The sequence below is a fragment of the Mesorhizobium sangaii genome, assembly GCF_014207355.1.
In the GTDB taxonomy this organism is placed as follows: Bacteria; Pseudomonadota; Alphaproteobacteria; order Rhizobiales; family Rhizobiaceae; genus Mesorhizobium; species Mesorhizobium sangaii.
Genome location: NZ_JACHEF010000001.1, coordinates 1301982 through 1328341 on the forward strand (window position 1 = coordinate 1301982; position 26360 = coordinate 1328341).

At 60.9% G+C, this 26360-nt stretch carries 23 protein-coding genes; 12 read left to right on the forward strand and 11 right to left on the reverse strand.

Features of this window, described 5'->3' with window-relative positions; translation table 11 throughout:
* The first annotated feature begins 79 nt into the window (after positions 1-79).
* Positions 80-1120 (forward strand): GDP-mannose 4,6-dehydratase, encoded by a 1041-nt coding sequence (gene gmd / locus HNQ71_RS06365; protein ID WP_184871683.1) that lies wholly within the window; start codon positions 80-82, stop codon positions 1118-1120.
* A gap of 25 nt (positions 1121-1145) precedes the next feature.
* On the opposite strand, the gene HNQ71_RS06370 is transcribed toward gmd, so the two are convergent.
* The gene (locus HNQ71_RS06370) at positions 1146-1496 is read right to left on the reverse strand and encodes a hypothetical protein (protein ID WP_184871684.1); all 351 of its coding nucleotides are present in this window, start codon (positions 1494-1496) and stop codon (positions 1146-1148) included.
* 277 nt (positions 1497-1773) lie between these two features.
* Here HNQ71_RS06370 and HNQ71_RS06375 point away from each other — a divergent pair, with 277 nt between their 5' ends.
* The 3 genes from HNQ71_RS06375 to HNQ71_RS06385 are packed head-to-tail and all read left to right on the forward strand — an operon-like array spanning position 1774 to position 6260.
* Positions 1774-4530, forward strand: coding sequence for a hypothetical protein (locus tag HNQ71_RS06375; RefSeq protein ID WP_184871685.1), 2757 nt, complete (start codon positions 1774-1776; stop codon positions 4528-4530).
* On the forward strand, positions 4527-5438 hold the full coding sequence (locus tag HNQ71_RS06380; RefSeq protein WP_184871686.1) for a UbiA family prenyltransferase: 912 nt from the start codon (positions 4527-4529) through the stop codon (positions 5436-5438). The genes HNQ71_RS06375 and HNQ71_RS06380 overlap by 4 nt, the downstream gene beginning before the upstream one ends.
* A 51-nt stretch (positions 5439-5489) precedes the next feature.
* Positions 5490-6260: a glycosyltransferase family 2 protein gene (locus HNQ71_RS06385; protein ID WP_184871687.1), complete on the forward strand. Its 771-nt coding sequence runs from the start codon at positions 5490-5492 to the stop codon at positions 6258-6260.
* 50 nt (positions 6261-6310) lie between these two features.
* Here the strand turns inward: HNQ71_RS06385 and HNQ71_RS06390 are convergent, their stop codons facing one another.
* Positions 6311-8206 (reverse strand): sulfotransferase family protein, encoded by a 1896-nt coding sequence (locus tag HNQ71_RS06390; RefSeq protein ID WP_184871688.1) that lies wholly within the window; start codon positions 8204-8206, stop codon positions 6311-6313.
* A 218-nt stretch (positions 8207-8424) separates the two neighbouring features.
* Between HNQ71_RS06390 and HNQ71_RS06395 the strand changes: the two genes are divergently transcribed.
* The 3 genes from HNQ71_RS06395 to HNQ71_RS06405 all read left to right on the forward strand — a co-directional run bounded on the left by HNQ71_RS06395 (position 8425) and on the right by HNQ71_RS06405 (position 12015).
* Positions 8425-9141 carry a class I SAM-dependent methyltransferase gene (locus tag HNQ71_RS06395; protein ID WP_184871689.1) on the forward strand — a complete coding sequence of 239 codons (717 nt, stop codon included), beginning with the start codon at positions 8425-8427 and terminating at the stop codon, positions 9139-9141.
* Between the two features lie 238 nt (positions 9142-9379).
* Complete coding sequence (locus tag HNQ71_RS06400) at positions 9380-9853, forward strand: hypothetical protein (RefSeq protein ID WP_184871690.1); 474 nt, start codon at positions 9380-9382, stop codon at positions 9851-9853.
* 83 nt (positions 9854-9936) lie between these two features.
* On the forward strand, positions 9937-12015 hold the full coding sequence (locus tag HNQ71_RS06405) for a sigma-54-dependent Fis family transcriptional regulator (RefSeq protein WP_184871691.1): 2079 nt from the start codon (positions 9937-9939) through the stop codon (positions 12013-12015).
* Positions 12016-12111: 96 nt separating this feature from the next.
* On the opposite strand, the gene HNQ71_RS06410 is transcribed toward HNQ71_RS06405, so the two are convergent.
* The 8 genes from HNQ71_RS06410 to HNQ71_RS06445 all read right to left on the reverse strand — a co-directional run bounded on the left by HNQ71_RS06410 (position 12112) and on the right by HNQ71_RS06445 (position 21092).
* Positions 12112-13155, reverse strand: coding sequence for an NAD(P)-dependent alcohol dehydrogenase (locus HNQ71_RS06410; protein WP_184871692.1), 1044 nt, complete (start codon positions 13153-13155; stop codon positions 12112-12114).
* Between the two features lie 45 nt (positions 13156-13200).
* On the reverse strand, positions 13201-14832 hold the full coding sequence (groEL, locus tag HNQ71_RS06415; RefSeq protein ID WP_184871693.1) for a molecular chaperone GroEL: 1632 nt from the start codon (positions 14830-14832) through the stop codon (positions 13201-13203).
* Between the two features lie 77 nt (positions 14833-14909).
* Positions 14910-15707: an iron-sulfur cluster assembly protein gene (locus tag HNQ71_RS06420; RefSeq protein WP_184871694.1), complete on the reverse strand. Its 798-nt coding sequence runs from the start codon at positions 15705-15707 to the stop codon at positions 14910-14912.
* 5 nt (positions 15708-15712) lie between these two features.
* A complete protein-coding gene (locus tag HNQ71_RS06425; protein WP_095080701.1) occupies positions 15713-16735 on the reverse strand; it encodes an amidohydrolase family protein in 1023 nt (340 codons plus the stop codon).
* A gap of 73 nt (positions 16736-16808) precedes the next feature.
* Complete coding sequence (locus HNQ71_RS06430; RefSeq protein ID WP_095080699.1) at positions 16809-17180, reverse strand: MmoB/DmpM family protein; 372 nt, start codon at positions 17178-17180, stop codon at positions 16809-16811.
* Positions 17181-17196: 16 nt separating this feature from the next.
* Positions 17197-18255, reverse strand: coding sequence for an aromatic/alkene monooxygenase hydroxylase subunit beta (locus HNQ71_RS06435; protein ID WP_184871695.1), 1059 nt, complete (start codon positions 18253-18255; stop codon positions 17197-17199).
* A 47-nt stretch (positions 18256-18302) separates the two neighbouring features.
* On the reverse strand, positions 18303-19364 hold the full coding sequence (locus HNQ71_RS06440; RefSeq protein ID WP_095080695.1) for an NADH:ubiquinone reductase (Na(+)-transporting) subunit F: 1062 nt from the start codon (positions 19362-19364) through the stop codon (positions 18303-18305).
* Between the two features lie 54 nt (positions 19365-19418).
* Positions 19419-21092 (reverse strand): aromatic/alkene/methane monooxygenase hydroxylase/oxygenase subunit alpha, encoded by a 1674-nt coding sequence (locus HNQ71_RS06445; protein WP_210333749.1) that lies wholly within the window; start codon positions 21090-21092, stop codon positions 19419-19421.
* Positions 21093-21647: 555 nt separating this feature from the next.
* On the opposite strand from HNQ71_RS06445, the gene HNQ71_RS06450 reads away from it, so the two are divergent.
* Genes HNQ71_RS06450 through HNQ71_RS06465 form a run of 4 tightly spaced genes read left to right on the forward strand, consistent with a single transcriptional unit; the run spans position 21648 to position 23788 of the window.
* Positions 21648-22121 carry a hypothetical protein gene (locus tag HNQ71_RS06450; RefSeq protein WP_184871697.1) on the forward strand — a complete coding sequence of 158 codons (474 nt, stop codon included), beginning with the start codon at positions 21648-21650 and terminating at the stop codon, positions 22119-22121.
* Positions 22118-22441 (forward strand): hypothetical protein, encoded by a 324-nt coding sequence (locus tag HNQ71_RS06455; protein ID WP_184871698.1) that lies wholly within the window; start codon positions 22118-22120, stop codon positions 22439-22441. Before HNQ71_RS06450 ends, HNQ71_RS06455 begins: the two co-directional genes overlap by 4 nt.
* A gap of 13 nt (positions 22442-22454) precedes the next feature.
* Positions 22455-23582 (forward strand): WD40 repeat domain-containing protein, encoded by a 1128-nt coding sequence (locus HNQ71_RS06460; protein WP_184871699.1) that lies wholly within the window; start codon positions 22455-22457, stop codon positions 23580-23582.
* A gap of 32 nt (positions 23583-23614) precedes the next feature.
* The gene (locus HNQ71_RS06465) at positions 23615-23788 is read left to right on the forward strand and encodes a hypothetical protein (RefSeq protein WP_184871700.1); all 174 of its coding nucleotides are present in this window, start codon (positions 23615-23617) and stop codon (positions 23786-23788) included.
* A gap of 102 nt (positions 23789-23890) precedes the next feature.
* Here the strand turns inward: HNQ71_RS06465 and HNQ71_RS06470 are convergent, their stop codons facing one another.
* Positions 23891-25318, reverse strand: coding sequence for a hypothetical protein (locus HNQ71_RS06470; protein WP_184871701.1), 1428 nt, complete (start codon positions 25316-25318; stop codon positions 23891-23893).
* A 535-nt stretch (positions 25319-25853) separates the two neighbouring features.
* Between HNQ71_RS06470 and HNQ71_RS06475 the strand changes: the two genes are divergently transcribed.
* Entirely contained in the window at positions 25854-26078 is a 225-nt protein-coding gene (locus tag HNQ71_RS06475) for a hypothetical protein (RefSeq protein WP_184871702.1), read from the forward strand.
* The last annotated feature ends 282 nt before the right edge of the window (positions 26079-26360 follow it).

A 26360-nucleotide genomic window follows, 5' to 3' on the forward strand; every position in this document is an offset into this window, starting at 1 on the left:
CCGAATCTTCCTTTGCCTTCGCGTCAAAACGTTGCCATAGCGCACGACAAGGGCAATCCACAATCACAAGGGACAGGCTGTGGCAAATAAGACTGCGTTGATAACGGGCATCACCGGGCAGGATGGCGCCTACCTGTCAAAGCTGCTGCTTGACAAGGGATACCGTGTGGTCGGCTCCATGCGCCGTACGTCCGGCATCGGGACGTGGCGCCTGCAAGATCTGCAGGTTCTGGACGAGATCGAATTCACGTCGATGGAACTGACCGAAGACTCAAACGTGCGTGGGGTGCTGGAGAAGATCAAGCCCGACGAAATTTACAATCTCGCGGCTCAAAGCTTTGTGGGCGATTCTTTTACACAGCCCATCTACACAACCCAGGTGACCGGGATTGGTGCACTGAGATTGCTTGAAGGCGTCAGGACCGTCGTCCCCACGGCGAAATTTTATCAGGCTTCAACGTCCGAAATGTTCGGAAAAGTGCAACAGGTTCCGCAGTCCGAGAAAACCGCCTTCTATCCGCGCAGTCCCTATGGGGTCGCCAAACTGTTCGCGCATTGGACTGTCGTGAACTACAGGGAAGCATACGGGCTGCATTGCTGCAGCGGCATCCTCTTCAATCACGAGTCGCCTTTGAGGGGCGTGGAGTTTCTCCCTCGAAAAGTGACGCTTGGCATGGCCAAATACGCATTGAGGGGCGAAGGGCCGCTGCGGGTCGGAAATCTGGAGGCGAAAAGAGATTGGGGCCACGCCAGGGACTACGTCGACGCAATGTGGAGGATGCTGCAAACGACGCCTGTGATGGATTTCGTCGTGGCGACCGGAAGAACGCACACCGTTCGTGATTTTGTCGAAATGGCCGCGAGCGCCTGCGGCATCTCTCTGGACTGGCAGGGAACGGGGCACAACGAGATGGCCATCGACCGAGCCACCGGGAACGTCGTTGTATCCGTCGATCCGGCCTTCTACAGACCATCGGAAGTCGACCTTCTTGTCGGCGACCCTTCCCTTGCGAAAGAAGTGCTGGACTGGAGTCCCACGGTTCGACTGGAGGATCTGGTCTCAGAGATGGTGGAGGCCGATATGCATCGGGTGTCCTCGAACCACGTTTCCGGGTTTTAGCAGACCGGGGGACGCAGGCGCTCGGTCAGACGGTCCAGGTCCAGTCGATCGGGTAGTTGAAAATCGGGGTGAACGTCACGCCGACCGCCTCCATATCCCTTCGGCCGTCGACGACCATCTCCTTCAATCGGTCCAACTGTGCCGCATGCTCGTCGGTGTCCCAGACACTCACTTGCACGATCGAGCCTTTCGGCGAGACGCCCGCATAAAAGTGAAGGAGCCCCGGCAGCCGTCTGAGGGCCGGGATTATGTACTCCGAAGTCTTCTTGCTCGCGGCGTCGACCTCGGCGAACCGGCTCGGGTCGTAGCTGGCGCGCGAGACGCGGACGACGGCGGTTGCCGGTAATGACTCGGCCTTGGTGGTTCTTTCTGTCATAGGGACCTTCCTCGCTGCGGTCTGCATCGCAGCCGCTGTCTGCTACTGATCATGAGTCCGCGCTGCTTGTGGCGGTGCGGGGGGGCGCCGATACCAATCAGATTTGCCCGCCTTGAGATGGGCGTCCTCAACGCTGGCAATTTTGCCTCCCTGGAAAGCCGGCGACCAGGCTTGGCTTCAACATTCCTAATGTTCCTGTTGACGCGCCATGGCGATCATTGTCGAGCGCCGCGCGCGCCACTATGAGCTTCGATGGAAAGTCTGATGGGGAATATTATTGGCGACCGCGGCAATTACGGCCCACGTCCATAGCCAGGCAATATCGACGCCGGCTTTCCGGCGCATTCGCGCTCGCGATGTCGCAATCGCGCTGCTGCTTGGGCTCCTCTGCCTGTTGGTCTACAACGCAAATATGCGGTCGATCACGGCGGCGGACAGCTATGCGGCGCGCTACCTGCCCTTTTCCATCTGGCAGAACCACAGCCTGACCTTGAATCCAATTTTAACCACGGTGGCTCAAGGACGAAAGCCGCCGGCAACGCCAGAGAAGGATGGCACGGCTCATTGGATCCTGAAGGTTGGAGGAGACCGATATGTATCAAAATTTCCCATTGCCGTTCCGGTCATCCTCTCCCCATTCTATCTGCCGGCAGTCATTTATCTGAACCACCATGGTGCCGATCCGCTGCTGTTCGACCAAGTCGCCCGGATCATGGAAAAGCTCTGCGCTTCTTCGCTGGCGGCGGTGTCCGTCGGTTTGCTCTATTTGCTCCTTCGGCGGCGGACCGATGAAGGGTTGGCCGCCATTCTGAGCCTGCTTTACGCATTTGGTACGACGACATGGGTCATCAGCAGCCAGGCCCTCTGGATGCATGGGCTCGCCCAGTTGCTGGTCGTGGCCACCATGCTTTTGCTCACCGGACCAGGCACGGCATTGCGGGTCGTCCTCGCAGGACTGCTTTGTGCGCTTATCGCGGCCAACCGCCAGCCCGATACCATATTGGCGGCAGGTCTGGGTATTTATGGCCTGTGGTGGGCTGGCCGCATGAGACCGTTTTTCGTCTTGTCGGGCATGGTCCCCGTCGCTTTGACCCTGGCCTATAATCTCATGATCGTCGGCAATATCGCGGGGGCTTATGCGCTGCATGTTCGGCCCGGCGATTTCAACCACGACATAGTGGGCGGCATCGCAGGCCTTCTTGTCAGTCCGACCCGAGGACTCTTCGTCTACTCTCCGTTCCTGCTGTTCGTTCCCATTTTTTGTCGTCGCGTCGTGCTTGAGCGCTCAGGACGAGGGCTGACGATAGCCATTGGCTGCGCCATGATCGTGCAAGTGTCGTTCTACGCCATGATCGATTGGCGGCAGGGCATCTCCTGGGGGCCCCGATGGCTCACCGACATGCTGCCCATGCTGATGTGGATGCTTCCACCTGTCGTAAAGGCGCTGTCCCGGAACGGGCGCGTGGCATTCGGCCTTGCATCACTCGTGGCGATCTCGATCCAGACGATCGGTGCCTTCTGGTACACCGGCATCGCCGACACGCCCATCGTCACCGCCCACGGACCAGGCAGAATGCGGCCTGCCTGGGACATCCACAACGCAGCGTTTGTCGCCGAACTCAGTCACCCGCATGTCCAGGCCGACTTGATCGTCGATCTGGATGGCAACATCGATGCGGTTAACGTTTTGCCGGTCGGTCAAGGCACCGGCGGCGGAGCGGGCAGGCAGCTTGAGGTCCTCGGATGGGCGCTCACCAACAGCCACTCTCCCAGCGACGTCGCCGTGCTGATCGATGGCCAATGGGGCGCCGCAACGCGGGAATTCTTTGCCAGGACCGATGTCGAGAAGGCGATGGGCCATGCGAGCCCGGCTGGTTGGCGCGTCACCATTCCAATCGACCAGGTGGGTCCGGGTGAGCATCTGTTGGCGGTACTGGTGCGCGCCACGGAGGGCGGCGAGCCGCGTCTCATGAAGCAGACCTCTTTCGTCCTGGCGCCGCACAATGAGGCGCTTGAGCATGTGACGGATCTGCCAAGTGCGGGGCGGCGCGCCAGGCAGATTCTCGCAAGCCATCAGCAGGCCGGCGGCTATTGGCTGACCTCCTATACAAGCGCAACGCGATTTGAGCAGCCGCGCCAGGAAATGAACACCTATCTGAACGCCGTCATGCTTGATGTCGCCGGCCCCGTGGCCGAAGCCGCCGGCGCAAGCGACATGCTTGCAAGGGCGCGCCAGTTCCTGGCCGCTCAGATCGAGCCGAGCGGTCTCGTTCGATATCACGGTCGACCAGATGCGCCCACGATCGGCACTCTTGGCTGCGCCATCACGCCCGATTCCGATGACACCGCCCTGGCGTGGCGGGTCGCGCCGAGCGAAAAGAGCGAACTGCTGCAACCCGCGCTTGCCATGATAACGCAGTTCAGACGACCTGACGGGCTCTACAAGACTTGGCTTGCGCCACGGGACAATTACCAATGCCTCGATCCCGGACGCGACGCCAATCCGGCGGATATCGGAATCCAGATGCACATATTCCTGTTTCTCGAACAGGTGGACAAACCGGCCGCGCGTTCCCTGTGCGACGCGCTCTCGAAAAAAGCTGGCGACGACGATATCTGGGTCTACTACGCCGGTGCACCGCTCATGATCTCTCTGCGGTTGGCAGAGCTGGAAAAGGCCGGCTGCTTGCCGCAACTCCCACGGGCGCAATTGCGGACCGACATTCCCGGCCAAGAGATCTGGCTGCGCGCCGCCGACCAGCTTGGGCAGCTGGAAAGCCATGCCGGCTCATATGCTACCTACCGGCGTACGGCCGAATTGCTGACCGATATCGCTGCGGATGACTTTTCCTTGATGAGCCATACGCCTCCGCTCCTGTATCACAATGACCTTACAGCGACGGTGAAACGATTCTATTGGTCGCAAGATTTCGGATATGCGCTGTGGTTGCGGCTCTATTTCGAGAACGAACGTATGCTATCAACGCTTCCTTGTGGTTCCGGCGGCCCGGAACAAAAATGTGGTGAGAAGTGACGCAAATCGCGAGCGACACGGTCGATCAAAATCGCCCCCGGGCGACACAGCTGTCCCGTTGGCTTTCGTGCATCCGTTTCGATGAAGTCGTCGCGCTTCAGGCCACTCCGATCATCGGTGCGGTCCTTTCGATCGGATCGCTGTCAGCGAGCCATGCGCTGACCGTAGCTATTTTGATAGCCGGCAACCTGTGCCTGATGGCTCACGTGTTTGTCCTCAACGACTGGTCGGGAATCGACGGAGATCTCAAAGATCCGGACCGAGCCAGCCGAACATTCGCGGCAAAAGGTCTGACGCGCAGGGAAATCGGCTATCTTGCCGGCTCATTGCTGGCGATCAGTCTGCTCCTGTTTGGGCTGATAAATACGAGGGCGCTCGTTGTTGCGATAACGATAGCAGGGCTAAGCGCCTTGTATTCCGGCCCGACCCTGCATCTGAAGGGTGCGCCGCTTTACAGCTCGGCCCTGCATTTTGTCGGCGGCTGCATGCATTTCCTGCTCGGTTATGCGGCTTTTGGCGCGATCAATGCACAGGGTCTCGTCGTCAGTTGTTTCTTTGGATTGGTATTCACTGCCGGCCATTTCACGCATGAGGCACGCGACTATGACGTCGACTTGCTCAACGGCATACGGACGAACGCCGTGGCGTTTGGCAAGACCAGGAGTTTTGTCGCAGGCCTCGTGCTCTTTATCTCGGCATATGCGCTCATGGTCTCGCTGGCTGTGCTCGGATTGGTTCCGTTCGCCCTCGTCTTTGCCGCCGCATTCATTCCGGTACATCTGTGGGCTTCGCGCCGCGCCATGCTGGCCGGCCTGACGTCCGAGAGCCTCTATCGACTGCAACGGTGTTACCGGGCGCTCTTCGCCACCATTGGCATCGTCATGATTGCGATGGTCGCTTTGTCCTAGCCGGCAGTGTCGGGTTCCACACAACAGGCGACTTTCCGGCCTCGAGGTTCCATGCTTTCCGTAATCGTACCGGTCTTCAACGAAGCAGTCACATTGCCGCACGTGTTGGCGATGGTGAGCACAGCACTTCCCGCCGTGGCTAAGGAAATCATCATCGTCGATGACGGCTCCTCCGACGGCACCCGCGAGTGGCTCAAGGCCAATTTTCCGACCGGTTCTCGCTGTGCCACGTCCCTGACCGTCGACATCGACGGAGGTCTGGTCTTCACCGAGGAACCGGGGATTGCCCCGGTCACGGTGCGCGTGTTCCATCACGACAGAAATAGCGGAAAAGGTGCCGCGCTGCAGACCGGGCTGGCGGCGGTCAAGGGCGACGTCATCGTCATCCAGGATGCGGACCTTGAATACGATCCTGCGGATTGGACCGTTATGTATGATCTTATCGTCAGGCGAAAAGTTGCAGATGTGGTCTACGGCTCACGCTTCTACGGCCGGCCTCATCGGTCGCTCTATTTCCACCATTATCTGGCCAATCGCTTCATCTCCCTGGTGTTCAATCTTCTCTACAACCAGACGCTGACGGACATCGAGTGCTGCTACAAGATGTTCACGCGAGACGTCATGAGCCGGCTGCGTCTGACCTGTAACGACTTTGGCTGTGAAATTCAGCTCAGCGCCCAGATCGCGCTTGCCGGCCGCTGGCGTATCTACGAGATCGGCATCAGCTATTTCGGCCGCACCTACGAGGAAGGCAAGAAAATCGGATGGCGCGATGGCGTCAAGGCAATCTGGTATCTCGCCCGCTTCCGGCTCTTTTCCTGAACCACTGACGGCGGGGCAAACCAAAACATGCGCCGCAAACGCTGAGCTCGTCAGCGTCCGCTATCGGCAGCCGAGTTGATTTTCTCCAGTTCTGCCGCAAGCGTCCTGGCATACTCCGCGGTCTCAGCCCGCGAGTGTTCGAGACTTCTGGCGTATTCGGTCGTGGCGTCATTCGCCTCCCGCAGTTGAGCCACCGTCTCTTCCAGGGATCTCGCGTAACGCGCCGCCTCCTCGGCACTTTTCGACCGCTCTTCCAGGGCGACCTGCAAGCTGTGCACATATCGGCCAACCTCGCCCTTCAGGGCATCGCCGCCGGCGGCTTCCTCGGCCTGGGCCCGGGACTGTTCGAGGCTTCTGGCGTATTCGGCCGCGGCCTCGTTCGCCTTCCGCAACTGGACCAATGTGTCTTCCAGGGAGTTCGCGTAACGCGCTGCCTCCCTGGCATCCTTCGATCGCTCTTCCAGGGCGACCTGCAAGCTGTGTACAAATCGACCGACCTCGCCTTTCACGGCGTTGCTGTTGGCGGCGATGATCGCCTGGGCGGTGCTTCGCTCGAGTTCCATTTTTTCCAGGTGCTCGATGCCAATCGTCACCAGGCTTGATGGAAATTCGCCGTTCTGCCGCCTTATCCAGTCGGCGCTTCCCACGGCCACAATGGCCAGAGACGCGTAGTCGAAAGTCAGCCCGGTCTGCTTCGCCACGACGCTGGCATGGCCAAGGCCATCCCGGTCCTGAAAAAGAATGGCGTCGAAGTGCTTGGCGCGGAGGTGTTTGAACAACTGGATCGTTGAAGCCAGAAAGGACGGCTGGTCCAGCGGGATATCTCCGTCGAGATATTCGATGTCGAAGGAATGGCTTTCGGCAAAGGCCGCGAAGGCATTCTCGTCTGCCTCGGTAAATGCGCCGATGTCGACGATGGAAACGTCGATGCCGGCGGCTATGGCGGCGTCGACCGCGGCTCTCGCCGCGCCGTCACCACTGACAGGCTTCCAAAACAGGTCGCCGACAAAGCATATTTTTCGCTGGCCCGCACGCCGGCGCATGACGCGTAGGCCAGGATGGCCAGTTGATCGCGGCGGCGCAGGAGGATGCTGAATGCCGGCATGGACATCGTCGAATGACTGCTTCACCGCACCGAAAACGGCTGGATCAGGCGCGCGGCCTTCGGTAGCGCGACGCAGTTCGGAATAGATCTGCGCGATCCATGCAGACCACACGCCCTGACGGCAATCCAGGTCCTCGGGCTCCTGATGGTGCCGCAGTTCCCGCGACAGAAAGCCGTCGATCTCGGCAGCGGCATCCGGGATGGATCTTGGCCACGCGATCTTGAGTTCATCGCCGAGACGGCGCGCGACCGACCTCCAGTCGTCCAGCAACGTCGAATAGTCGCAGAACGCCCTGTCGACGTCGCGCGTGTGTTCCTCGGCAGCCAGATTGTACCGCAACCACAGCAGGCCTCCCCGATCCAGAGGCCAGGATTGCCAGTCACCTGCCAGGCTCTGTCGCTTCGCCAGCGACAGCGCTACTTCCATAGGATTGCGCGAGATGACGACCGCGGCGCACCGTATTTCCAGCTTGGCCAGCGCGGCGCGCCACAAGGGAAACAGCAGCGATATCCGCGGATCCTTCAGCACGAAGAGCGGGTCGTTGCCATATTCGTCGGCGATCAGATCTTTCAGCCTGTCGACGAAACCCTGTGCCGCAGGGCTGTGCAGCCATTCGCTCGACGGTCCCTGGACATCGTTTAGCGGCGTTTCAGCCAGGTCCAGGATCTGGTCGTTGAGGCGCACTGCGGCTTCAGGTTCCCAATGGCCGATCTCGTTGCCCAGACCCGCGGGATTGAGGTTGCGCGGCAAGGAGGCACCGAGAAAACTGAGCATGCGCGCCAGCGCGGATGTGCCGCTGCGGTGCATCCCGACGACAACTATGGCGGTTCTGCTGGTCATAAAAGTTCCAAGGCTGCGCGTTCGACACCTGACGGCGATCGAACGTTGCGTAGGGACGGCACCGTGCGCTCCCGATTGCCGTCGGGGAAATCAGTTGAAGTGTTGGCAACGATGGAACCCGCATGCATAGTCGCCGCCTGGCGCTGGTAACCGGCATATGATGTTCGGGGCAAATTTTCATCTCCTGATAGAAGCAGGACTTGGAGGAGATTAGAGAGATGCACACCCGAGCACCAGTGACCTCCGCTGACCGAGACAGGGCCCGGTCGATCGTTTCAAAGGTACCGCATTGGCACCACAAATTTGAAGTGTACCCCGGCGTGGTCACGCCGGGTTCTTACGATCCCCAGTTCCTGCTCGAAAAACTGCGATTGCCTGAAGATATGACCGGCTTGCAGGTGTTGGACATAGGCCCGTCGGACGGCTTTTTTTCGATGAACATGGCGCGCCGCGGAGCGGGGGTAACCGTAGTCGACTATCGGGCCAAAAATGGCCATGGATTCGAAGCCATGGAGCAACTTACCGGTCTGAAATTCGATTACAGGCAGATGAACCTGTACGACATCCCCAGCTCTGATATTGGCGAGTTCGATATCGTGCTGTTTCTGGGCGTTCTTTACCATCTGCCCGACATGATGCGCGCGCTGAACATCGTTGCGCAGCTGTGTCGGAGCCGCCTGCTTGTTGAAACCCAGTTCGAACCGGACCTGATGCCCGGCGTCGCGGTTGCGCAGTACTACGAAGCAGGGACACTTGCCGGCGACATCACCAATTTCTGGGTCCCCAACAGGGAATGCCTCTTTGCCATGTTGCGCGACGTCGGCTTTCAAATCGATCGGGACGAGAGCTGGGGCAAACGCCTTCTGGTGGACGCGTCATCAACCACCATGGCAAGGACGAAGATGGGCCTTGCCTACGGGCTCGTACCCACCTGAGGGATCGGCAGCCAACATCGATCAGTGCGGCCGCACGGACCTCCCACAGGCGACCCTGAAGTCGTCTATCGTTTGTCGTCCGCTTCCAAATGTGTAGCAGCCACCTGCTACCAGCGACCGGAACTCCGGTGCTACATGTTATGGATGGCGAACCTCACCGAGGCGGTGTAGGCTCACCTCAAAAGAAGAAGAATTGAGCCGTACCCTCGGCCAAGCCCGAGCGAATCTGGGAGGATTCATGGTTGAGATCATCTCCAAGCGGGATGGCCCGCGGCGCGAGGACGTCCAGGTCAAAAGACTAATCGAGCAGAACCGCTCGACCATCGTTCGCCTTGCCGACCAGATCAGCGGCGGCGGCTATTCGGCTTCCAGGCAGCCACGCCAGCAACCCAAGGCGGAAGGCCTGATCATCCATGTCGGCGGCAGCGCGGCAACCGCCTCCGAAGCGAACCCGTCAATCCGTGTCACCATGAACGGCCGCGTGATCTCCAAGGATCAGAACACCGGCCGCCAGCTTCATCATATCGGCGACGTCCGCAACCGGGATGGCGACCAGATCTTCGTCCTGGCAACGAAGCAGAACGGCTTTTTCTCGCCCGTCGACGAAACCATCGCCCAGGTCCTTGCCGAGCTCGATGGATCCCGGCTCACCGCGACCTACACCGAAGACCAGCTTGCCGCCGACATCGGTGCGAAACTCGGCATCGACTGACGACCGGCATTCGGGCGTCCCTGCGCGTCCAATCCGCGACAGCATACAGAAATGGCATACCTCAAAGGTACTGTGATGGCTGAATGAGACACGCGAACGGCCCCGATCAGACGAAGACCGATGCTCTTCCGGCGCGCGCTGCAATGGCCACCGGACAATTGTTCCTGGACAACATCGACTATGACGAGCGCGCCACCATGCGCGCCTGGGAGAGTTTTCTTTCCGACGAGCCGACTTGCGCCCGCGATCCGGTCCACGTCCGCTCGCTGATCCACGATTCCTGGTACCGTAGCGCCACCGGTGGCATCAATGCGCAAGGCATCGAAGCGCCGCTGAGCAGCGATCGAAACGAGATCGAATACCTGACCCGCGCCAATGCCGAACTGCTTTCGGCGGCGAGGCGGTCATTCGCGTCGCTTGGCCAGTTGCTGGACGGAACGGGAGCGATGCTGGTGCTTGCCGACAGCGATGGCGTGCTGATCGACGCCATCGGCGACAAGAAGACATTGCATGACGGCATGGACATCCATCTGGCCGTCGGCGGCAAATGGAACGAGGATGCCGTCGGAACCAACGGCATCGGCACCGCGCTGTGGACCGGCCAACCGATTTTCGTCCACGCTGCCGAACATTTCTGTGCCGGCATCAAATCCTGGACCTGTGCCGGCGCCCCGATCCGCGACCCCCTGGACGGCAAGATCATCGGCGTTGTCGACCTGTCGGGCTATTCGCCGATCTTCCGGCCGCATAACACGGCGCTCGTTGCAGCCACCGCCAGGCAAATCGAAAAGGCTCTCGCCGAACAGCAACAGGAGCAGCGCACGCGCCTGCTCGAAGCCTTTATTTCCTCGGCACCCAGCTACCGCCGGAAGGACGGGTTGGTGATCGTCGATCATCGTGGCCGCGCGATCTTCTGCAACAACGTGCCCAACGGCGACGCGACGGAGATGATGGACGGCCCGATGGAGCCGGGCCGCGGTCGTTGGCTCATGAACCTGCCGGCCTCCGGCTCGGAGACCGATCTCGCCAACGCGCTGCCGGCGCATCTGCGATCCTGCCATGTCACGCCGCTGAAGCTGGATGGCGACCTTCGTGGCGCGGCTCTAGTGTTTCCCTCCGTACCGGCCGTCTCCAGCATGACGGTGATGCGTCGGGAGGGGGACAAACACCTGCGGGCAGCCGCGGCGATGATCATCGGTGAAAGCGAAAAATTGCTGGCTGCCGTCGATGTCGCTTCCCGGGTGGCTGGATCGAACGGTGTCACCTCGCTGCTGATAGAAGGCGAAACCGGTGTCGGCAAAGAGCTGTTTGCACGGCTTGTCCATGCCGGCAGCCGGCGCACCGAAAACGACCCATTCATCGCGATGAACTGTGGCGCTATCACCAAGGAGCTGTTCGGCAGCGAATTGTTCGGCCACGTGGGCGGAGCCTTTACCGGAGCTTCGCGGGACGGCAAGCCGGGCATCTTCGAACTCGCCAATGGCGGTGTGCTCAGCCTTGACGAAATCGGTGAGTTGCCGCTCGAAATCCAGCCCTTCCTGTTGCGTGTCCTGGAGGAGCGCGTGGTTCACCGCATCGGCGACTCGAGGGGCCGTCCGGTGGACGTGCGACTGGTCGCCTCGACCAATCGCGATCTCAAGCAGGAAGTCGCGGCCGGACGCTTCCGCAGCGATCTCTATTACCGGATCGGCGCGGTCTCGATTCATGTCCCTGCGCTGCGCGAGCGCGGCGACGACGTGCTGTTGCTGGTCGAACATTTCAATCGTCAGATCGCAAAACTGGCGGGCACTGATCCGTTGGCGTTTTCAAACGAGGCGCTCGACGCGCTGCTGGCCTATCGCTGGCCGGGCAATGTGCGCGAATTGAAGAACCTGATCGAGCGCCTGCATATACTGGCGCGCGACGGCACGATCGGACTCCAGGACCTTCCCGGGGAAATCAGTGCGGGCAATCGCAACACCATGGCCATGCACAGTGACCATCCCACGGCCATGCTCGAAGCACCCGTGTGTACATTCGAGGATGGAGAACGCCAGGCGATCAAGAATGCGCTTGTCGCTGAGGGCGGCAATCTCAGCAAGGTTGCACTGAGGCTCGGCATTTCGCGGCCGACGCTTTATCGCAAACTCGGCCAATACGGCATCCGGCGCGGCTTCCTCTAGGTCCAATCACCGGCAAGAAACCCGCGGCATTCGCGCCGCGGGTCGGGGAAGTTCGTCGACTGAAATGCCTTCAGGGAACCTCGACTGAAATTGCGTTCAGGGAACGATGACACCGCGGCCGGTGAACCGGCGGTTCTTGAAATCGTCGAGCGCGGTGTTGATGTTGGCGAGATTGTATTCGGTGTAGTGCATCTTCACCTTGCCGTCGGCATTGAGCTCCATCAGTTCGACAAGCTCGGTGAAATTGCCGACCAGGCTGCCGCCGATGTTGATCTCCTCGATGACGAGATGCGCGGTCGGTACGTTGATGTTGCCGCCATAGCCGACGACGAACAGTTGCCCGCCCTTGCGCACCATCTTCCAGCAGATGTTCTCGACACCGAGTTCACCGACGAAATCGATCACCACATGCGCGCCACCGCCGGTGATCTGGCTGACTTCCTCGACAACGTTTGGCCCGCCATCGAGGACGAAGTCGGCGCCAAGGTCCTTAGCCAGCACCCGCGCTGCCGGCTCGCGATCGACGGCGATGATGCGGCAACCCGAAATCGCGTGCAGCGATTGCAGCGCGATATGGCCGAGCCCGCCTATGCCGAGCAGCACGCAGTAACTGCCCGGACGCAGGAGCTTTGCGGCGCGCTTGGCGGCGCGATAGGCGGTGATGCCGGCATCGGCCAGCGGCGCCACCTCGATCGGCGTGATGTTGGCATTCAGCTTGATCAGCGAGCGTTCGCTGGTGATGAAATACTCGGCGAAACCGCCATTCATGCCAAGGCCGGGGAACTGGCCGTTGTCGCAATACATGTCCTCGCCATGGCGGCAGTTGAGGCAGATGCCGCATGAGCGGAAGGGGTGGCAGATCACCGCGTCGCCACGCTTGACCGATCGGACGCCGCTGCCGACCTCCTCGACCCAGCCGGCATTCTCGTGGCCCATGATGTAGGGCAACAGCGTGCCTTCGGGATCCATGGTCGGCTTCCACACCCCTTCAATGATGTGCAGGTCGGTGCGGCAGAGGCCGGCGGCGCCGACCCGCACGATCACCTCGTCGGGCGCGGTGATCGTCGGCGCCTTGACCTCCTCGATCCTGAGTTGGACGTTCATCTTCGGATCGTATTCGTAGAGTCTGGCAGCTTTCATCGTCGTATCCTTTCAACGTCGAAATCGTTGCGTTGCAATGTTGCTTCAGGCGCGGCCGAGCTTTTCCGAGCCGCCGCCACGCGCCGGTCCGGCCGTCGGGTCCTCATCCTCGGCGAGATCGCCAATCAGCGTTTCGGTGGTCAGGATCAGCGTCGCCACGGAAGCTGCGTTGGCGAGCGCGGTGTAGGTGACGCGGACCGGATCGATGATGCCTGCCTCGAACATGTTCTGATACGCGCCGGTCGAGGCGTTGTAGCCATAGCCGCCATTGATGCGGGTGACCTCGACCACCACGGCTTCGGGATCGGCGCCGGCATTGGCGGCGATGCGCCACAGCGGCCGCGACAGGACCGAGCGCACCAGGCGCACGCCTTCGGCGACATCGCCATCGACGCCGGCCGCCACCTTGTCGAGCAGCGGCGCGATCTGCGCGAGTGCCGAACCGCCGCCGGCGACGACCCCCTCCTCGGATGCGGCGCGAACCGCATTCAAGGAGTCCTCGATCAGCTGAATGGTCCGCTTCTGCTCGACCGGCGTGACACCGCCAGCATAGAGGATCGCGGTGCCGCCGGAGAGCTTGGCCAGGCGTTCGCGCAGCTTGTCCTGGTCGATGTTAGGCTGCGAGGCTTCATACTGCCGCTGTACCTGGGCGCGGCGCGACGCGATTGCGGCATGGTCGCCGCCGCCGCGAATGATCGAGGTGTAGGACGAACTGGTCTTCACCCGGTCGGCCGTCCCGAGATCCTCGGCGGTGACGTCCTCCAGCCGGCCGCCGAGATCGCGGGCGATCACCTTGCCGCCGGTGATAATGGCCAGATCCTCCATCATCGCCTTGCGCCAATGGCCATATTCCGGCGGATGGACGACGAGGTACCGTCCCGGTCCCTGCTTGCCGAGCAGCGTCACCACCACTTCCGGCGACATTTCCTCGGACACGACCAGCAGCGGCCGGCCATCCTCGTCGGCAATGCGGCGCACCGCATCGAGTTGCCCGGGTTCCTTGATCTTGAGGTCGGTCATCAGGATGTAGGGCCGTTCGAGCACGGCCTCCATCTTCTCCTGGTCGGTCACCATGTGATGCGAGAGGTAGCCGCGTTCGAAGGACATGCCCTCGACGACATCGAGCGTGGTCTCGGTGGTGACGCTGAAATCAGTGGTGATGACGCCTTCGGCGCCCACCCGCTGATGGGCTTCCGCCACCAGCGCGCCAAGCTTGGCGTTGGTCGCCGCGATATTGGCGACCGAAGCCAGGATGCCGTTGCCGTTGGCGGGTTTGGCCGAAGCCTTGAGCGCCGCCACCACAGCGGCGACGGCAAGGTCGATACCCTTGCACAGATCGACGGATTTCACCCCGCGCTCATTCGCCTCGACACCGCCCTGGATCAGCGCGTTGGCGAGCACGATGGCCGTCGTGGTGCCGTCGCCGGCGATCTCGTTGGTCTGCATCGACACTTCGCGGACGACCTGCGCGCCCATGTTTTCGAAGCGGTCGTGCAGTTCGATCTCGGAGGCGATGCTGACACCGTCGCGGGTCACCATCGGCGTGCCGATCGGCCGGTCGATCATGGCGTTCATGCCTTTGGGGCCGAGCGTCGGCTCGACGGCGGCGGCGAGCCGGAAGACGCCACGGGCGAGAGCGCGGCGGGCCTCGGAATTGTGAAGCATTATCTTGGGCATGATTCCTCCTTCCGCCTTACGGGCGGGTTGTTGGTTGGGGGCCTCGTGCGAGGGAGGCCGTTGCTGTCAGCGCTGCTTCAGGCGGTCGGTGCGGTCCTGGCCGGCACGCGATCCAGAATGAAATCGACCAGCGTCGGTTCGCCGTCGACCACCTCCAGTTCCTTGTATCTGGTCTGCTTGAGCCCCCGGCACAGCGCGCCGTTGAACTCCATGTTGATGCGCACACCGCGCAGCTCGGCCAGATGGGTACCGAGTGCGCCAGGCGGTATGCGCTGCCCTTCCCAGGTCACAAAGACCGGATCGTCCGCCCGGCGATCGGGAAAACGCTCGAGCAGAGCCGCCCTATATCTCGGCTTCTGCTTGGCCGCCTCGCCCGGCTCGAACCGCGCGACGTCGTAGGCCGCAAGATCCATGCCGAGGATTTCGCGATCGGTCAGACCGTGCTGGCGCAGGCCGCGCAAAACCGCTTCCTGGCGCCGCTTGAAGGCCTTCATCCTGAAGGTCTCGCGCAAGCCGCCGAGATCCTGGTCCTCGGCAAGCACGGCAAAGATGTCGCCGAATGTGTTGCCGGCTTCCATGCCGCGATTGACCTCGTTGGCGAACATGTGGTCGTGCAGCTTGACGCGATAGGCCGGCGCCCAGGAGAGCTGGTCGAGCGCCTTGCGGACGCCGTCCAGCATCAGGAACGCGAAGTTGGGCGAACACCAATAGGTCGGCAGGCGGAAGTCTATCTCGACGCTGCCGTCGCCCGCCACGACGGCCCGCTCGACGAAGCCCATCTCGGTGATGGGCTCGTCGAGTTCCGGGTCGTTGACCTCATCAAGGCGCCGCCAGAGTTCCTTCTCGCGGCTGCCGGAAACGCTGGCGGTTGCCATGGCTTCTACTCCGCAGCGATGCTGAAGGGCGTGCTGGCCAGCGCCTTCTTCTTCGCCTCGACGTCGATGTTGTAAAGACGCGCGGCGTTGAGGCCGAGGATCTTCTCCTTGATCTCGTCGGTCAGCTGCACGCCCCGTTCGGCGGCGATGTCCTGCGGGATTTGATAGGCCCAGAACTTGTCGACCAGCCAACGCGGCGTCCAGATCGCGTAGTCGGACCCGAACAGGATCTTCTCCGGCCCGAGCCAGAACAGCAGCTCGGCGATGACCTCGCCGAAATAGCGCGGGCGCGCATGAATGAACGGCAGCGCCACCGCCAAGCCGCCATAGACGTTGGTTTCCTGCGTCGCGATCCAGCAGAAATCGTCGAGGCGCGGCAGGCCGCAGTGCTCGACAATCCAGTTGAGGTTCTGGAAGTCCGTCGCCGCGTGGTCGACATCATGGACGTCGAAGGCGTCCTTCGAGAGCGGGATGATCGTCGGGCCCTTGTGGACGTGGATGTTCCTGATGCCGAGCTTGTCGCAGAGTTCGAAGCATTTGTAGGCATCGGGATCGGTGAGCTTCCAGCCCTTGGAAGCGCCGTTCCATTCGGCCGTGTACATCTTCACGCCCTTGACGTCGTAGGTCTCCTTGAGGAAGTGGATGTATTCAAGCGCCTTCTCGCCGTCGCGCGGATCGAAGGCGCCGTTGACGATGAAACGCTCGGGATAGCGCTTGGCCACCTCGGCGTTGCGCTCGATCGTGTTGAAGCCGTTCTTGTAGAAGTCCTTGAGATAGGTCGACTGGACGATCGCCACATCGTCGGGACCGTCGATGAACAGGTCGCGATAGAGATCATCTGCGCTGTATTTCTCGAACTTGCTCTTCTCCCACAGCTGGTCCTTCGGGCTCAGGCCCGTGTGATAGGCATAGAAGCATTCGATGAACTGCTTGCCGTGGATGTTCTTCTGGTTTTCCGGGCTGCCGTCCCAGAAATGAGTGTGGCCGTCGACCACGAAAATGTCCTTGCCTTCCGGTGTCCTGTACATTGTTGCCTCCGCAGCAATCGCGTTGATCGGTTCGGCGCGCCGCTCCCGGCGGCGCGCCGGATTTTCGTGGCGGCTATTCGATGTATTCGAACATCTCGTCCATGTTGCCGAACAGGATCACGGTGTTGTCGTCGACGCGAACCATGCGGCCGTAATGGGTGGAGGTGTTGACCTCGAAGGTCTCGGCCGAAATCTCGCGGCCGAGATATTCACCGATTGCGTCCATCTTGAAGATCAGCTTGCCGTCACCGTCGATGCGGATCAGCGCGGGCTGGTAGGTGATGGTCACCCCCGGCTTCTGGCCCATGAATTCGGCGATGGCGCGAGCCTCGACCGAGTCGTTCATGGTGACGCCGCACTGATGCGAAATCGTCTGCTCGAAGGTGATGTCCTTCATCGACTTGAAGATGTTGGAATGGGTTGCGTCGCGTGCTGCTAGTGACATGACAAGTTCTCCTGTTTCAGCGCTTGAGGCCGAGTTCGCCGAGGATCTGGCCAATCCGCTCCTCGGATTTGGCGCGGACATCCGCGAACGCGACCGGCTTGGAATGCGGCATCGACCAGATCGGCTGCAGGCCGGTGGCTGCCTTGTCGGCGAGCGCGCTGTGTTTCTTGACCCAGCCCTGGAAGAGCTTCCTGTTGGCCGCGCCATGCTTCTCGTCATTGGCGAGCATGTGGATGAGGTCGATCGTGTTGGCGAGGTTGCGCTCGTAATCGGCCTCGGCCGCCGAAATCACCGCCGGGGTGATGAAGTCATGGTTGGCGGCGGCGATCTGCATCAGGAAGCCGGAGCGGAACACTTCACCCACCAGCGGCTCGAAGACGATGTTGATGGCGAAATACTGTTCGAGATAGTCGGTCGCGCCCATGATGGTTTCGACCGCCTCGCGCGTGCCTTGCCAGTTTTTGTCCTCGAGCCAGGCCTTCTTGCCGAGTTCGTCGTCCCAGCCGGGGAGGTCCATGCCGATCTCGGCAAGGTAGAGCGTGATGTCCTGGGCAAGCCTGAGCTTGTAGGACGAGTTGGTCAGCGTCGCGTTGTTGATCATCTGGGTGTAGCCGTAGCGCTGCGCCTGCATCAGCGAGGTGCCGAGCCCGAATTCGGCGTGTTTCCAGGCGCCGAGCTGCGTCTGCAGGATCTTGACCCAGGCCTTGTCGAAGGTCTTCGGCGCGCCCGATTTGCGGGCATTGTTGATGACGCTCTGCACCATCGTCTCGATCTTCGACTGGCGCTGGTAGTGCGTGCGCTCCCATTCCTGGTCGGGGGCGCGGAAGGCATGCCAGTTGGAACTCTGCGCGGCGGTGTTCTGCTTGACATAGGCGCCCTTGCCGTCGGCAAACGAGATGATCCAGTCCTGGATCAGGTAGCGCTCCGGGTCGGGCTGAACGTCGACCGTCATGTCCTCGTAGTGGGTGGCTCGCTGGCCTTTCGGGTCGAAATACCGGTATTTCCGGCTATCGGAATCGGCGAAGATCGCCGCGCCGGCGGCTCCGGATCCGACTGAACTCGAGGTTGCAGGCATAGTCTCTCTCCCTTGTTGCAGTTGTGGTTGGCTTGGCACGGCCGCCCTCAATGGGCCGGCGTTGCACCTGCCGATGTGGTGAACTTGTCGAAGAAGATCCGCTCCGTTTCGAACCCGTTCATGAACAGGACCGGCTGCAGCGCATCGATCATCGGTGGCGGGCCACAGGCATGGACATCCCCCTGCCCGTCGACCGCCAGTTGCTTGAGCTTGGCGTCGACGCTCTGGTGCACGAAGCCGCGTTCGCCCTGCCATTCGGCGTCGTCATTCGCGTGCGACAGCACGGGAATGAAGGTGACGTCGGAATGATTGCCGACCAGCTCGGCGATCCTGTCGAGATAGAACAGGTCGTTGCGGGTGCGGGCGCCGTAGAAGAAATAGACCGGACGTTTTTCGCCGCTCTTCAGGTGGTCGTTGAGGATCGACCAGATCGGCGACATGCCCGACCCGGCGCCGACCAGGATCAGGGGTCCTTGCCGTTCGTCGCGGCGGAAACAGGTTCCGTAGGGTCCGACGACGGTGACTTCGGCTCCGGCCCTGATGCCTCCGGAATCGAGTTCTCCCGAGAACTTTCCCTCAGGGTATTTTTTGATGATGAAGGAGAGTTTTTGGGTTTGGTCCGGCGTATTTGCCATGGAGAACGAGCGCGTAATCGTCTCCCCTTTTTGCGTGGTAACCGTGATGTCGACATATTGCCCCGCCCAAAACTTCATCGGGGAGCCGAGTTCGATTTCGATGCCGCGAATGTCGTGGGTCAGTTGCTCGATGCGAGCAATCCGGCCCTTGTACGTTTTCACGGCGATCGCTTTCGCCAGAATCTCCTCGTCGTAGTTGAGAAGCTCGACTTCCAGGTCGGAGTAGGCGATGCAACGGCACAACAGGACGTGCCCGCTCTCCTTCTCCATGTCGTTCAGTGCGAAGGTCGAGTATTTCAACATGTCGACTTCGCCTTCGAGCAACACGCTTTTACAGGCCGAGCATTGCCCTTCCTTGCAGCCGTGCGGCAGGGCGATGCCCTGGCGGAATGCGGCGTTGAGCACCGTTTCGCCATTCTCGACCTCGAATTCGACGTCGACTGGGCTGAGCCTGACCGTGTGGGTTTCCGACATACGGACCTCCAGTGAAAGGTAGGGGCGGGACGAACCCGCCCCCCTTTGGCCTGATCAGTTGCAGGGATTGATCGTGAAGCCGGCCCGGTATTCCGCCAGGTGCTTCTCACGGTCAGCGGGCGACATGGCACGCAGCGCGTTGAGCGGCGACCCGAGCGTGTTGCCGCGCACATCGTCGAGCGTCCACATCTCCTTGTCGTCGAAGCGCAGATGCGGCTGCGGAACCAGCGTCTTGCCGTCGGAGCGGACGAAGTTCAGGTCCTTGATGGCATCGGCCAGATCCCAGCCGTCATAGAGCGTCTCCCATTCGCGCTTGCCGCTGAAGCGGCCCATCGCAGGTGTCGGACGGCCCTGATACTCGTCGGCGAAGGCGACCGTGGCAGTCCAGCGATCGAGCTCGTGGGCGAAGGTGTAGAGTTCGCCGTTGATCTCGCCGACCACCATGTCCTCGCGGATCAGGCAGGGAACGAGGCAGGACCAGCAGCGGTGCGGATAGACGTAGCCGACGTCGCTGTTGAACAGGAGCACCTTCTCACCCTTGTGGCTGAGCTTGGCGTACCATTTCCAGAAGTCGCCGAACTCGGCGTACCAGCCGGGATATTTGTGCTCGAACCACTCGAAGTCCTTGTCGGTCTGGGCTTCGATGCGCCAGAAATTGACCGGCCAGCCGACCGCGAAGAACTGCCCGACCTTGTGGACATAGTTCTTCTTGGTGATGCGTTCCCAGGCCGCCTGGACGTCGTCGTGATGGACCTTGATGCCGTATTTCTCGAGCGGCAGCATGTAGGTGCGGTAGTAGTCCTCATAGATCCAGCGGTGCCACATTTCCGCGTAAGACTCCTTGTTCTTGTCGCGGTTGGTGGTGCCGTATTCGATGAAGGTGCCGATGGCGGCATCGACGATCGCGTGGTTCTGCCAGAAGGCGTAGCGCAGGTCGCGCTCGAGCAGCAGGTGGTTTTCCGGTTCCTTGAGCGCCGCCATCAGCAGCGAGTGGCCGTTGCCGATATGCCGGCTCTCGTCCGATTGCACCGACAGGAAGACGGTCGGAAGCGCATAGTCACCGTTGCGGGCGGCCTCCGAAGGCATGGCGACGAACAGCGTGTTGGTGAAGGCGGTTTCGGCCACCACGGTCAGGTACATGCAGGCGGCGGTCATCGTGTCGCCGGTGATGAAACCTTCGGCGAACTGGCGGCCGATGGTGGTGGCGTAGCACTTTCCGAAGGCTTCTTCGGTGATGTCTAAGCCGGCTGGGTCGATGTAGTTCTCCATGTACCATTTCTTCAGGTTCATCTGGATCGTCGAGTGACGGAACTCGTCGATCATCTGCATGGTGAAGCCGGTTCTGAGTTCCTCGCCAGGTGCGATGCGAGCGACCATCGCCATCGAGCGGGCGGCGGAGATTTCCGGGAAGGGAATGATGGCCAGGAAGAGCTTCATCCACTCGACCCAGCGCGGTTCGACGTTGCGGAACATGTCGCCGCGCAATGCGGCATCGAGCGCGCCATAGACGCGGTTGTCCTTCTCTTCCTGCATCGGAAAGTAGGACCGCAGGACCTGCTTCATCGGGTCGCGCGGCGTCTTGTTGATCTTGTAGTCGGTCGGAAATGTCATCGCTTCCTGCACGTAGGAAGGATTCCAGCCGAGATCGGCAATCTTCTTGGTCGCCTCGCCGACGGAAATTCCGCGTTGCGAGGTAATCTTGTTGAGCGTCAGAGACGTCATGGTCATAAGCCTCCACCAGGTTTGAGCCGTGGGTACCTTGACCCCGGCATGAAGCGGCACAAAGCACCGCCAGTGAGAGTGCGAACGGCATGACAAAGGGTTGCGCATTGAGGCGCGACTCATGGTCCGGCCATTCAAGTGGATCGCGGCAAAGGTTTTCGAGGCGTTTTGGCAGGGACCCGCGGCGCCAACCGCATTTGCGATGGCGTATCGAAGCGCTGCTTCCTCCGTTCCTTCGTTCTTTTGGCACCGCGACGAGCGCGATGGGCTTCTTGTGAAAACAATCAAAGCAAGCGTCGTGCCAGTTTGAAAACGAGGTCCGCGGCCAACGCTTAAAACAGGATCGCCATCTTTTCGGCGCATGAGCAGGCTGCAAACTGTAACGTTATTTTACAGATGTAACTTACGACTGTAATATTATCCATATATTCGCAACCGCAACATATCTAGTTAGCAGTTGCAACAAATATCAAAATACGCAGACCATCTATTTAATTCTTCGTCTTTCTCTACTATTTGATGCCAACGGCCCATGGGCGGGCCTGGCGCTGGAGAGAGACCATGCCGAACGATAAGGACAGGGGCGGGCCGCCCCGACCAATGTCCAGCCATGCCGACGGCGTCACCGGCGATCTTGTCAAGCTCATGCCCCGCGATCTGGTCTTTGTCATGCGCTTCATGGGCGAGAGCCAGCACCGCCTGCAGAGCCATTTCCAGGACTTCATCCGGGCCGAGCTTGCTGCCGGCGGCGTCACCTCGGAGACGCATCCGATGATCCATCTGTTCATCGAAAACCATGCGATCCTGCTGCGCGACTTCGTATTTTCCGGCGTTTCGTTGACACGCCAGTTCCGCGTCGACGAGGTCGAGCGGCTGACCGGAGACACGACATCGATGATCCGCGTCGACATCTGGGATCAGCTCAAGAGCCACATCGAGACGGCCGAAAAACAGTTCCAGTCACAGGCCGGCACATTGCCCAAATTGCTGTCGGCTTTCGAAAAGCCACCCGGGCCTTTGGGGAGCGAGAAATGACCGGCGGACCCGATACTGCCGGGCCTGACGCGCTGCTTGCTCGCCGGCTTGATCTCGTCGCCGGCGTCTGCGCCCTCACCGCCGAAGCAATGCGGCTCAACCAGAAACGCGCCGGCATTGAAATGGACGTACTGCGCCTGGAACTGGAAATCGGCAGAAGCGGCGCCAATGCGCAACTGGTGCAGGATTTGCATGAGGCACAGCGAAGTGCTGCGGCGATCATGCTGGCATGCACGGCTTGCGAGGACCGCATCGTCGCGGCCGAAGGCGACATCGAGGACGTCGATCGTCGGCTTGCTGCAACAGCGAACGAGAACTGACGGGAGAGATGGCATGAACCAGCAGACGATGCAGAACCTGACCTTGTTCGACCTTCTGGCCCGCAGCTGGCAGCGGCAGTCGGCGATCGCCGATCTGCGCTTCAGCGCCGACGGTTCGGCTGTCGCCTTCACCTCCATCGACGGAACCGTCGCCATCGCCGCGGTCGCGGATCACGAGCCGCCGGAGTCGCGGATCAGGGTGAGCAACGATCTCGGCCAGACGACGATCCGCCCCCGGGAAAAGTCACCAGTGCCATTGATCGCCACGGCGGCGTTCGGCGATGGCGACGTCCCCCTCGCCGCCCATGCGCATTCCGGCTTTCTGGTCGGCGCGGCCAACGGCGAAGCGTCGCTTCTGACCGTCGGCGGTGAAGTCGCGGAACCCCTGGCCAGGATCGACGGGCCGATCGTGGCCATGGATCACAGCGCCCGGGCGATGCTGACAGCCGTCAGCAACGGAAAGGATGTCTTCCTGTCGAGTGGTCAGGGCGATGCGGTGAAGCTGAAACATGCCACGACATCGTCCATGGACGCCCTTGCGTTCTCGCCTGGTGGGAGACGCCTCGCCTGCGGCCTTGATGAGGGGTTGTCGATCTGGTCGGTCGAAGGCGACGCTGCCTTGATACGAGACATTTCTCTTTCATCGCGCCCGGTATCGATCCGCTGGAGCGGCGACGGGCGTTGGTTGGCCTGCGGGCTGGAGACCGGCGGCTTTGCGCTGATCAGCCTGGCCGATGGCCAAGCCGATATCGTCGCGGGATTTCCATCGCCGGTTCGGACGGTATGCTGGAGCGCGCCGGCAAATGCGCTGTTTGCCTCGGGCGCGTTCCGGATCGCCGGCTGGTCGATGACCGCCCCGCCATTTGGCGGCGAAACCTCGGGCGCGTTGGAGACGGGTCGGACCGGGCTGGTTCTGGTCGAAGCGGTGGCGGCGCACCCCGAGAAGATGCTGATTGCCGCAGGCTACGCCAACGGCCGTATCATCGTCGCCCAGATCGGATCACGAGACGAGCTTCTCGTCAGACCCCTAGGCAGCGCTGTCACCGCTCTCGCTTGGTCCGGCGACGGGCGGCATCTGGCGATGGGATCTGTCGACGGCACCGCCGCGATCGTCACCTTTCCCGCGCAGATGTTCAAATAGCGGACGCAGTCCACATGAAACAGGAGGATGACATGCAGACCGAACTTACCGCCGAGGACGAGAGCAAGGACGAATTTTTCGAACGGTTGGCCAAACTGTCGGAAGAGATGGTGGCCAGGCATGGCAAGGATTTCAGCATGGGTGCGCTGGTGCTGGCGGCCCGCTGGATCGCCGAAAACCGGCTCGGCAAGCTGAAAACCAACTAGGCTGACGGGACTGTCCGTTCCTCAGCCGACGAGGCGATCCCGTGGAGCGGAGTCGCCGCCGTTGCTACGTCATGGTTGCAGCGTGCCAGGCGGCGAGATCGTTCATGTTGCCTCTGCCGCTGTCTGATGCCAGGCGGTTCGTTCAAACGCTGTCATCGTACGTCGAGCACGGACCTTCGTGGCGCAAACCACGGCAAGTGCGATGAAGAAGAGGATGCCTGGATCGGCGCTGCCACCCGACAGTGAGCTGGCAATCATCCCGGCGAGGGAAGCATTCCTGACGCTCGTCACGACCGCTTCGGTTTCTGGGTCCACCCATTCCCGCATCCCTCCCAATCCGCCGACCAGGACGCCGAGCAGGATCGCCATCATCAGCGATCCGAACAGGCCAAGTTGGGAAAGGACTGCGATCGGCCAGCTCGATGCCCTGGAACTGCCGAAACCGACGCCAAGGCCGCTGGTGTCCAGGAAGGACTGCAGGCTCTTGACGTTCCAATAGGTGCGCTCATGGCCTGAGGCAGAATCGGCTTTGTTGATGATGGTACTGTTGATCAGCCTGACGAAAGGCTCCAGGGCTCCGGCATGGTAGAGGCTGATGCCCATGATGGCGACCACGCCTATCGCCATCAGAGCGGTTACCATTATGTCCTCGCGCTCAACCCGCCCCCTGAGGACTGAAACCAACATCGAGAAGGCGACCGGAAGGCACAGGAGAGTAAGACCGACGTAAGCGGTCGATGAAGTCGACAGAATGGTCAGGAAGAGCAGGATGCCCGCCAGCCACTGGGCAAGGCGTGACTTGGTCTTTCGCCAGTAGGTGTAGCAGAATGCCAGGCAGGCGAGGGAAACGCTGGCGAACGAAGAGGCCTCCGCAAATGGTCCCGTGATCCGCACGAATCCTTGCTCGACCGCTTCCGTTATGAGTGCGTAATTGGCGGTTCTGATCGGGGCCAGCAAGTCTCCCGCTCCTGCATTCTTGCCGATAAAATCGACCAGCCCCATGCCCGTGTGCAGACCGCACCACAAGAAGAAGCCGCGGCGGACCTGGTCGATCCTTTGGGAGTGGAGCAGCAGCACACAAAGCGCGATGGCGGTGAGCCCGCCAAGAATGAAGTAGCCCGTCTGTGAGGTGTTGGCCGAAACCGGGGCCAAGGACGCTTCTACGACAGCGCCTCGGGTTTTCGACTGCACGAAGACGGCGGTCTGTCCTGCGAAGAATCTTGGAAACAGCCATGCCCCGATGATTGCGTAAGCCATGAGGCTTGTGAGAACCCAGACCGGGCGGATGCTCCCGAACACACTTCCAAGGTCGAACCAGATGCGCCGCCTGACTGTCACGGCCATGACGAGCAGGGCCGCAAACATGGTGTAGATCAGCGGAGACGATCCTCCTAGAAAGGTTAGCGTCACGAGGGCCGTCGCACCGAACGCCTGGGACGCGATCAGGCCGATGATCAGCATTCCCCCGGAATAGCGGGCGAGGACCAAAACGGCCACGCACACCAGCAGCCCCACGAAAGAGACCTGCATTGTCGATCGAGCCTCCCGCTTGGTTTGGCCCCGGACTGTTCGGACGCAGGAAGCTGTCCGACCGCCCATCTTTCGGCAGATGGATATCCCGGGCAAGAGAGCCAAAGGACGTAGCCTGAGACCCGTATCTGCAGGACGTGCGGGAACTCCCTGCGGTAGGTACCACAGCGTGATCGTCCGTCCGGCGTATGCTTAAAGGTTGAATAGCTGAATGTCCCGGTCACGGCTGCTGCGTTGTAAAATGCACGGCAGCAGATCAGAGGATATGAAAAGAGTGCCTTTTCGTTTTCGAGCGAGGGGTGCTTGCTGAGTTTGTTTCGCGATAGCAGTCCGGCCTACGCCTCCTGCAAACGGCTAACCCTCGGTCCGCGAACGCCTACTAAAGAACGCCTCGACCAAAGAAAATAGTAATCTTACAGTACGGTTGCAGGCTTGTTTTTGCTTTCAGTTGCAAAATCCTGTGTTAATGATGAAATGTGGGAGCGCTGGGCAAAGGGCGGGTTGTTTGAGTTCCAGCACCAGGAGGAGAAGCGGTATGACCACTCAGGTTGTACAGGGCGTATTCGGTCCCAAGCAGGTCACGAAACTCAAGGAAGTTTACGAGCGGGCGCGGGTAGTGGAAGCAAATTATCCCGAGTCCCACATTGCCAGCAAAGCCGCCAAAAGGCTTATAGAGGCCTTCGAAACCGTGATCCACGTTGACGGGACGGTTCTGGATGTGAAGTGGCTAAGCGAGGCCAATCCCCAGGGAAACGCCTGAGACCAGGCCTCGTCTTGAGGTCTGTGAAGCTATATAGTGAAGGACTTCATTTCTCCCACGTCAGCATGCCCGCAGGCGGATCCTGCTTGCCGCCCCAAATCAACCTCTTGGGACCTGGCTTGACGGCGGGTTCGCCGCGCGGAGCTGCGCCCTGGGAATGGCCGCGCTGTCCCATTCAAGGTCTCGCAGCGCTCCCGGACCCACTGTGTACGTTTCATACACAGACTTAAAAATTTTACCGAAAATTAACCTAGGTTAGAGACTGCTTATGGATAGCTCATA

Bases quoted from the DNA above. Each gene is read 5' to 3' on its own strand.
- HNQ71_RS06370 (WP_184871684.1), bottom strand. From the start codon at position 1,496: ATGACAGAAAGAACCACCAAGGCCGAGTCATTACCGGCAACCGCCGTC.
- HNQ71_RS06385 (WP_184871687.1), top strand. From the start codon at position 5,490: ATGCTTTCCGTAATCGTACCGGTCTTCAACGAAGCAGTCACATTGCCG.
- HNQ71_RS06390 (WP_184871688.1), bottom strand. From the start codon at position 8,206: ATGACCAGCAGAACCGCCATAGTTGTCGTCGGGATGCACCGCAGCGGC.
- HNQ71_RS06395 (WP_184871689.1), top strand. From the start codon at position 8,425: ATGCACACCCGAGCACCAGTGACCTCCGCTGACCGAGACAGGGCCCGG.
- HNQ71_RS06400 (WP_184871690.1), top strand. From the start codon at position 9,380: ATGGTTGAGATCATCTCCAAGCGGGATGGCCCGCGGCGCGAGGACGTC.
- HNQ71_RS06405 (WP_184871691.1), top strand. From the start codon at position 9,937: ATGAGACACGCGAACGGCCCCGATCAGACGAAGACCGATGCTCTTCCG.
- HNQ71_RS06410 (WP_184871692.1), bottom strand. From the start codon at position 13,155: ATGAAAGCTGCCAGACTCTACGAATACGATCCGAAGATGAACGTCCAA.
- groEL (WP_184871693.1), bottom strand. From the start codon at position 14,832: ATGCCCAAGATAATGCTTCACAATTCCGAGGCCCGCCGCGCTCTCGCC.
- HNQ71_RS06420 (WP_184871694.1), bottom strand. From the start codon at position 15,707: ATGGCAACCGCCAGCGTTTCCGGCAGCCGCGAGAAGGAACTCTGGCGG.
- HNQ71_RS06425 (WP_095080701.1), bottom strand. From the start codon at position 16,735: ATGTACAGGACACCGGAAGGCAAGGACATTTTCGTGGTCGACGGCCAC.
- HNQ71_RS06430 (WP_095080699.1), bottom strand. From the start codon at position 17,180: ATGTCACTAGCAGCACGCGACGCAACCCATTCCAACATCTTCAAGTCG.
- HNQ71_RS06435 (WP_184871695.1), bottom strand. From the start codon at position 18,255: ATGCCTGCAACCTCGAGTTCAGTCGGATCCGGAGCCGCCGGCGCGGCG.
- HNQ71_RS06440 (WP_095080695.1), bottom strand. From the start codon at position 19,364: ATGTCGGAAACCCACACGGTCAGGCTCAGCCCAGTCGACGTCGAATTC.
- HNQ71_RS06445 (WP_210333749.1), bottom strand. From the start codon at position 21,092: ATGACCATGACGTCTCTGACGCTCAACAAGATTACCTCGCAACGCGGA.
- HNQ71_RS06450 (WP_184871697.1), top strand. From the start codon at position 21,648: ATGCCGAACGATAAGGACAGGGGCGGGCCGCCCCGACCAATGTCCAGC.
- HNQ71_RS06455 (WP_184871698.1), top strand. From the start codon at position 22,118: ATGACCGGCGGACCCGATACTGCCGGGCCTGACGCGCTGCTTGCTCGC.
- HNQ71_RS06460 (WP_184871699.1), top strand. From the start codon at position 22,455: ATGAACCAGCAGACGATGCAGAACCTGACCTTGTTCGACCTTCTGGCC.
- HNQ71_RS06465 (WP_184871700.1), top strand. From the start codon at position 23,615: ATGCAGACCGAACTTACCGCCGAGGACGAGAGCAAGGACGAATTTTTC.
- HNQ71_RS06470 (WP_184871701.1), bottom strand. From the start codon at position 25,318: ATGCAGGTCTCTTTCGTGGGGCTGCTGGTGTGCGTGGCCGTTTTGGTC.
- HNQ71_RS06475 (WP_184871702.1), top strand. From the start codon at position 25,854: ATGACCACTCAGGTTGTACAGGGCGTATTCGGTCCCAAGCAGGTCACG.